The following is a 7,447-nucleotide window of genomic DNA, read 5'->3' on the forward strand; positions in this document are numbered from 1 at the left end:
CGCAAGGCTCCGCAAATGTCTCAGGCAACTGGAACGAGGTCGAAATGGCCGAGTGCCTCGGCATAGGAATAGGCCGGCCGGGCAACGTCGAAATGAACCGTGCGCATGCCGGCGGCACGGCCGCCATCAACATTGCGCTGCTGGTCGTCGACGAAGACGCAGGCGGCGGCCGGCAGGCCAAGCGCTTCGGTGACGAAGGCGTAGGCACGCGGATCGGGTTTGAGGATGCCGGTATAGGTGGCGTCGACGATAACGTCGAACAGGCCGAGCAGCGGCAGACGCTGGCGGAAGCCGGCGCCGTAGAACAGGTCGAGTTCGTTGGAAAGGATCGCCAGGCGAAAGCCCGCGGCATGGACGGCGCGGATGGCGCGCTCGGCTTCGGGTCGCACCACTTTTTCGGGCTCGGCGCCTCGTGCGCGCCGAACGAAGGTTTCCATCGCCTGCCAGTCCTCGCCGACGAGGCGGCCGACCTCCCCGGTGCGCGTTCGCCAATAGTCGCGTTCGCTGATCTCGTCGGCCTGCATGGCCAGCCACAGCGGATCCGAGTCCGGATCGAACGGCCCGCGCCAATTCAGCGTTCCTGACGCCAGGCCGAGCGCCTGTTCGGTCAGGGCGTGGGTCTCGAACAGCGTGCGGGTGACGACGCCGCCGAAATCGAGGACCAGCGCCTGGGCGGGAACGGCACTCACGCGGCGACCTCCTTGGCAGGCGTGCCGCGCGGGACAATGCCTTCCTCGACCCAGCGGTCGAAGATTTCGAGCGCCTTGGCGACGAAGCCGTCGCTGTTGATGTGGGCGTCGATCTCGTGGAACTCCACTTGCGCGGGAATGGCCTTGCGCATTTCATCGACGAAGGCGGCATGCGCTTCGGGCTCATGGAGTGGCTCGCCCTCGGCGTCCCATTCCTGGATGCCACGGGAAGGCAGGATGAGGGCGGAACGGCCCTTTGCCATGCCGAGCTTGGCGGCGATGGCCCGGGCGACCTCGCGGCGGTCATCCGCATCGACGGTAACCGAAGCAATCAGCCTGTTGTGAGCGTGAAACGGGCGTTCGGAAAATTTAGCCGGCAAAGCCTGCCAGGTCGGCAGGTCAACCATGTCGATCGCGCCTGGCGCCGCGATCTGCGGGACGCCACGGGCGCCGGCATTCTCCAGCCGGTCGATGCCGGAACTAACGACGGAGCCGGCCAGATGGTTGGTGATCTCCTGCAGGCTGAAGTCGAAGACGGCGCAGAAATGATCCTGGCCGGCGATCGATTCGAAAGCGCGGCCGCCCATGCCAGTGGTGTGGAAGACCGCGACATCATAGCCGCGCTGTTCCAGCGCCGGCTTCAGCGTCTTCATATAGCGAAGGCAGGAGCTGCCGAGCGAGGTCATGCCGATGGTCGGGCCGGTCGCCGCAGCCGAGGCCCGTGAGGCGAGTGCCAATTTCGCCGCGCCGACGACTGCGCCACAGGCCTGCGACAGGACCAGCTTGCAGATCGAGTTGAGGCCATAGAGCCCACCCGCCCACAGGATCATCATCAGGTCGGGCGCGACGCGCTCCGGCGGGATGAGGTGCGAATAGGCAATGGTGGAGACGACGAATTTCGGCACGCCGAGCGGCAGGCTGAGCGCGACATCCAGCGCCAGATCGGTTCCCATCGAGCCGCCGATGGCGATGAAGGCGTCGATCTCGCCGGCTTGGTGCAGCTTGCGCACCAGCTGCACGGCGCCGCCGGCCATTAGCGTCATGGCGGTGTTCTCGTCACCGCTCGCGACGATCTCGCCGATCGTGACATCCACGGCGCGGGCGACCGCGTGTTTGTCATGATCGGGGCTATAGGGCGGGTCGCCCAGCACACTGACGTCCATCATCACGGCGCTGCCGCCCGATGCCTCGATGCATGCTTTCATGAACAGCAATTCGTCGGCCTTGGTGTCGCCGGTGCCTATGACCAGGATGCGGGGCGTCTGTTCGGACATCAGGCCTGCCTCCTCAGCGCTTGCAGATTATCGCCGTTGAGCCGCATCGAAATCTCCCGCGCCACGGCCACGGCCGCAAGTCCTCTTTCCACGATGTCAGCCGCTGTCGTCCTGGCTTTCGGCGCCGCCACCGCGATCGTGCCGAGCGCGAACCCGTCCGCCGCCAGGATTGCCGCCGCGACGCTGATGACGCCTTCTTCCAGGCCCTGGTCGCAGATCGAATAGCCGCGCTCGCGTGCCTCGCCCATGGAGCGGGAGATAGCGGCCGGCTCGGTCAGCGTGTGCGCCGTGAAGGCGTCCAGGGGGCCAGCCAGGCATCCTTTGACGGCGTCGTCCCTGGCGAAGGCCAGATAGACGATGCCCGAGGCGGTCGAATGCAGGGGCAGAAGCTGGCCGATATCGACATTGACCCGGTTTGCCCGTGCCGGATGCTCGACATGGACGGTGACCAGCCTGTCGACGCCGAATTCCGACAGATGCACGGTCTCGGCCGTGGCACTTGCCAGATCCCGCACCAGCGGCACCGCGGTCCGCAGGAAGGGAAAGCGGGCCTCGCGGATGCGCGCCAGCCGCGACAGGCCGGCGCCGAGCCGATAGTGCCGTGTGGCCGCATCCTGCTCGACGAGACCATGGCCGGTCAGCGCCAGCAGCAGGCGCCGTGTCGTCGCCTTGTCGAAACCCGACCGGCGCGCCAGGTCCGAGAGCCCGAGCTCGGGCTCGGCCACGGTGAACAACTCCAGAAGCGAAATCGCCTTGCCGACCGTACTCAATGCATCCTCCCTGAGCGGGCAATCAATTAACGTGTGAATTAACTTGACAGGAAGCCGCTTTGTTTGCAAGTCTATATTCAAAATAATGGTTCAAATAATGAACCACATCCAGAGCGTATGGGACAGGCCGATCGGCCGGCAAGCCAAACGGCTTGCAAACAGGAGGGACCAATGTCAGCAATTTCGGAAACGGCGCCGGCCAACAGGCTGCGCAAGAACAGTCTGGGTGTCGGCGCCATCACCTTCATGGTGATCTCGGCGGCGGCGCCGCTCACCGCGGTCGCCGGCGGCACGCCGCTCGGCATGCTGATGGGCAATGGCGCCGGCTTTGCCGGCACCTATCTGATCGTGACGGTGCTGCTGCTCCTGTTCGCGGTCGGCTATGTCGCCATGTCGCGCCATGTCGGCAATGCCGGCGCCTTCTACGCCTACGCGGCGCGCGGCCTCGGCGGTCTTGCCGGCGGCGCCACGGCGCTGATTGCCATCCTGTCCTACAATGCCATGCAGATCGGCGTCATGGGCCTGCTCGGCGCTGCCACCTCCGGGCTGTTCGCCGGCTGGGGCATCAACCTGCCCTGGTGGGTGTGGAGCTTCATCGCCATCGCCATCGTCGCCGTGCTCGGTTATCGCCAGGTCGATCTGTCGGCCAAGATCCTGACGGTGCTGGTGCTGTGCGAATACGCCGTGGTGCTGATCCTTGATCTCACCATCCTCAGGACCGGCGGCGACAGCGGCCTTTCGGCGGCTCCGTTCAGCTGGAGCCAGATCACATCAGGCGCGCCGGCCATAGCCATCCTGTTCTGTTTCGCCGCCTTCATCGGCTTCGAGGCGACGACGATCTACGCCGAGGAAGCCCGCGACCCCAAGGTCACCATTCCGCGCGCCACCTATTTCTCGGTCGTCCTGATCGGCGTCTTCTACATGGTCACGGCCTGGCTGATGGCGGTCGGTGCCGGCGTCGACAAATTGCTGCCGGCGCTGCAGGGCCTGCAGGATCCGACGACTTTCCTGTTCGGCCTGTCCGACCGCTACTCCGGAACGCTGCTGACCCACGCGATGAGCATCCTGTTCGTGTCGAGCCTGTTCGCCGGCGTGCTGGCATTCCACAATGCCGTTGCCCGCTACATCTACGTTTCCGGGCGCGAGAAGCTGCTGCCGCAGTCGATCGGCGTGACGCATTCGGCACACCAGAGTCCGCATGTCGCTTCGGTCATCCAGAGCGTGCTCGCCGCTGTCGTCGTCGGGCTGTTCGCCGTGCTCGGCCTCGATCCCGTGCTGGCGCTCTTCTCGTGGCTGACCAATGTCGCGACGCTCGGCGTCATCGTGATGATGGCGGTCGCCTCGCTCGCCGTGGTGATGTACTTCCGCGCCAACCCGTCGGCCAAGGAGAATGCCGTAAAGACCACGCTCCTGCCCGGGCTGACCTTTGTCGCCTTCGCCGTCATCATCTACCTGATCGTCATCAATTTCGGCAGCCTGTCGGGAGCCGGCGGCTTCCTCGGCGTGTTCCTGCCGGGGCTGGTGCTGATCGCGGCGGTGATCGGACTGCTGCTGGCGGGTGCGTTGAAGAGCCGGGATCCGGTCGCCTTCGAAAGCCTCGGTTTGCCGCTGAAGGATTGAACGACCGGTTTCAAAGCATCCGGGGGCGGCGCGAGATGCCGCCCCTCCGACCTCACAAGGAGTGGCGGGTTTGAGCTTTGCCGAAAACATCACCGTCGAGGCGCTGGAAGCGGACCCCTACCCGATCTATGCCGAAATGAGGCGCAGCGCGCCGGTCGCCTTCGTGCCGTCGGTCAATCTCTGGTTCGTCACCCGTTGGAAGGATGTCGAGCTGGTGGCGAAGTCGCCCGACATCTTCTCGGCAATCATCACCAATGGCGTATCGCCCGTCGAGCGCTCCTTCGGCAAGCCGACCATCCTGACCAGCGATGGCGCGGTGCATAAGGACCTTCGCCAGGGCGTCGATCCGAAATACCGGCCGCGCACTGTCACCTCCTATGCCGGCGATCTCGTGTGCTCGATCGTCGAGCCCTATCTCGACGCGATCGCCGAGCGCGGTTCGGCCGAACTGATGGCCGATTATTTCGAGCCGGTGTCGACGCTCAGCCTGGCGCGCTCGCTCGGTCTGACAGACATCGACATGCCGACCCTGCGCCGCTGGTTCTATGGGCTCGCCCAGGGCGCCATCAATTTCGAGAACGACCCGAAGCGACAGCAAATCGCCGACGCGATCGGCGCCGAGGTCGGGGATGCCGTGATGCCGACGCTGGAAAGGCTCGTCCGCGAGCCCGACGATTCCGCGCTGTCGCACATGCTGCATGACGGCATGCCCGAGGGCAAAACCCGGTCCTTCGACCTCCTGATGCCTACCATAAAGGTGATCCTGCTTGGCGGCATGCAGGAGCCGGGCCACGGCGCCGGCTCGATCCTTGTCGGCCTGCTCCGGAATCCCGATCAGTTGCGGCAGGTGCTCGACGATCCCGAAACTTTCGTGCCCAAAGCCGTCGACGAAGGCCTGCGCTGGGTGGCGCCGATCGGTACGCAGACGCGCGAAACGACCCGGGCGGTCGAGATCGGCGGAGCGACGATTCCCGCCGGCGCGCCGGTCGCCGCACTTGTCTCCTCGGCCAGCCGCGACGAGAGCCGCTTTGCCGACCCCGACCGCTTCGACATAAACCGCGACGAGGGCAATCACGCTGCCTTCGGCTTCGGCCATCATTTCTGTTCCGGCCGGTTTTTCGCGCGCGAGCAGATGTGTCTCGCGGTAAGGCTGCTGCTTCAGCGTTTCCCCGATCTCAGGCTGGTGCCCGGCAAGGAGCCGGTGTTCCGTGGCTGGGAGTTCCGGGCGCCAACCACATTGCATGTCAGTTTCGGAGCCGGTTCCCCATGATCAGTCAAAATGCCATCGACACACTGCGCAGGACCGAGATCGGCGCGCGCGGCCTGTTCATCGATGGAGCCCAAGCGGAGGCGGCAAGCGGCGCGACACTGCCTGTCATCTCGCCGATCGATGGCCGCGCCTTCGCCAGCATCGCCGACGGCAATGCAGCCGACATCGACCGCGCCGTGCGCTCGGCGCGCAAGGCGTTCGAGAAGGGTTCGTGGTCGCGCGCCGCTCCTGTCTTTCGCAAGAAGGTGCTGACCAGGCTCGCCGAGCTGATCGAAAAGCATGTCGACGAGCTGGCCGTGCTCGGCGTGCGCGACAACGGCACCGAGATCGGCATGGCCTACAAGGCCGAACCGCTGTCGGCCGCCGGCACCATCCGCTACTATGCCGAAGCGATCGACAAGGTCTATGGCGAGATCGCGCCGACGGCCGACAACGTGCTCGGGCTGGTCCACAAGGAGCCGCTCGGCGTCGTCGGCGTCATCGTTCCGTGGAATTTTCCGCTGATGATCGGCGCCTGGAAGATCGCGCCGGCGCTGGCCGCCGGCAATTGCGTGGTGGTCAAGCCTCCGGAGATCGCCTCGCTGACGTTGCTGCGGCTGGCGGAACTGGCTGCCGAAGCCGGGCTGCCGGCGGGCGTGCTCAATGTCGTCACCGGCCGGGGCGCGGTCGCTGGAGAGGCGCTTGGCCTGCACATGGATGTCGACGCGATCGCCTTCACCGGCTCGGGGCCGGTCGGCCGGCGGCTGCTTGAATATTCCGCCCGCTCCAATTTGAAACGCGTCTTCCTCGAACTTGGCGGCAAGTCGCCCAACATCGTCTTTGCCGATGCTCCTGACCTGAAACAGGCGGCGGTCGTCTCGGCCAACGCCATCTTCCGCAATTCCGGCCAGGTCTGCGTCGCCGGCTCGCGCCTGCTTGTCCAGGCCTCGGTCTATGACCGCTTCATGGACGAGCTGCTTTCGGCGACCACGAGGCTGAAGGTCGGCGACCCGCTCGATCTCGGAAGCGATGTCGGTGCGGTGTCGAGTGCGGAGCAGCTGGACAAGAATCTCGGTTTCGTCGCCAAGGCCACGGGAGAAGGCGCAAGGCTGGTCACCGGCGGCGAACGGATCCTGGCCGAGACCGGCGGCAGCTACATGGCGCCGACGATCTTCGAGCACGTGACCCAGGAGATGCAGCTTGCCCGCGAGGAGATATTCGGGCCTGTGCTCGGCGTCATGCGCTTCGAGACCGAGGAAGAGGCGGTGCGCCTCGCCAACGCGACCGTCTACGGGCTGGCGTCGGCGGTGTGGAGCGCCAATCTCTCCACCGCGCACCGCATGGTGCGCGCCATCAATGCCGGCGTCGTCCACGTCAACACCTATGGCGGCGCCGACATCACCGTGCCGCTGGGCGGCGTCAAGCAGTCAGGCTTCGGCCGCGACAAGTCCCTGCATGCACTGGAGAAATATCTGGAGCTGAAGACAGCCTGGATCGCGCTTTAAGAGCCCGCCGGTTTCCCTGAACTCCGAGGCATCACGGTGACGCTGGTGACACCGATCGGCGCCTCGGCGATGGCGGGCGCCATCGGCGATGTGACCTTCCCATGGAGCGTCGGCGCTGCCCCTCACTGTCCTGCCGGACATCTCTCCCCGTGGAACGGGGAGAGAGGGCCTGGTCGTGACGCCGGCGTTCTCCCTGCACGCTGATTGGCGAAATCGTGGATGAGAGCGCTCCTCTCCCCGTCACTATACGGGGAGAGGATGCCGGTGTCCGAACCGGATAGATAGGTAACAGAATGGACCGATAGCATGGGTGACAGTTTTCTTGTCCGCCGGGAGGACC

At 65.5% G+C, this 7,447-nt stretch carries 6 protein-coding genes; 3 read left to right on the forward strand and 3 right to left on the reverse strand.

The window, feature by feature from the left end:
• Positions 1-20: 20 nt before the first annotated feature.
• Genes FJW08_RS29555 through FJW08_RS29565 form a run of 3 tightly spaced genes read right to left on the reverse strand, consistent with a single transcriptional unit; the run spans position 21 to position 2,733 of the window.
• A complete protein-coding gene (locus FJW08_RS29555; RefSeq protein ID WP_140813394.1) occupies positions 21-689 on the reverse strand; it encodes an HAD-IA family hydrolase in 669 nt (222 codons plus the stop codon).
• Entirely contained in the window at positions 686-1,963 is a 1,278-nt protein-coding gene (locus tag FJW08_RS29560) for a Tm-1-like ATP-binding domain-containing protein (RefSeq protein ID WP_181183090.1), read from the reverse strand. The genes FJW08_RS29555 and FJW08_RS29560 overlap by 4 nt, the downstream gene beginning before the upstream one ends.
• Positions 1,963-2,733 carry an IclR family transcriptional regulator gene (locus FJW08_RS29565; protein WP_140813396.1) on the reverse strand — a complete coding sequence of 257 codons (771 nt, stop codon included), beginning with the start codon at positions 2,731-2,733 and terminating at the stop codon, positions 1,963-1,965. Before FJW08_RS29565 ends, FJW08_RS29560 begins: the two co-directional genes overlap by 1 nt.
• 171 nt (positions 2,734-2,904) lie before the next feature.
• Here FJW08_RS29565 and FJW08_RS29570 point away from each other — a divergent pair, with 171 nt between their 5' ends.
• The 3 genes from FJW08_RS29570 (at position 2,905) to FJW08_RS29580 (ending at position 7,107) form a co-directional block, all read left to right on the forward strand.
• Positions 2,905-4,353: an APC family permease gene (locus FJW08_RS29570; RefSeq protein ID WP_140813397.1), complete on the forward strand. Its 1,449-nt coding sequence runs from the start codon at positions 2,905-2,907 to the stop codon at positions 4,351-4,353.
• Positions 4,354-4,423: 70 nt separating this feature from the next.
• Complete coding sequence (locus FJW08_RS29575; protein WP_140813398.1) at positions 4,424-5,623, forward strand: cytochrome P450; 1,200 nt, start codon at positions 4,424-4,426, stop codon at positions 5,621-5,623.
• Positions 5,620-7,107, forward strand: a complete 1,488-nt coding sequence (locus FJW08_RS29580; protein WP_140813399.1) for an aldehyde dehydrogenase — start codon at positions 5,620-5,622, stop codon at positions 7,105-7,107. Before FJW08_RS29575 ends, FJW08_RS29580 begins: the two co-directional genes overlap by 4 nt.
• Positions 7,108-7,447: the final 340 nt, after the last annotated feature.

Source organism: Mesorhizobium sp. B3-2-1, from assembly GCF_006439515.1.
Lineage (GTDB): Bacteria > Pseudomonadota > Alphaproteobacteria > Rhizobiales > Rhizobiaceae > Mesorhizobium.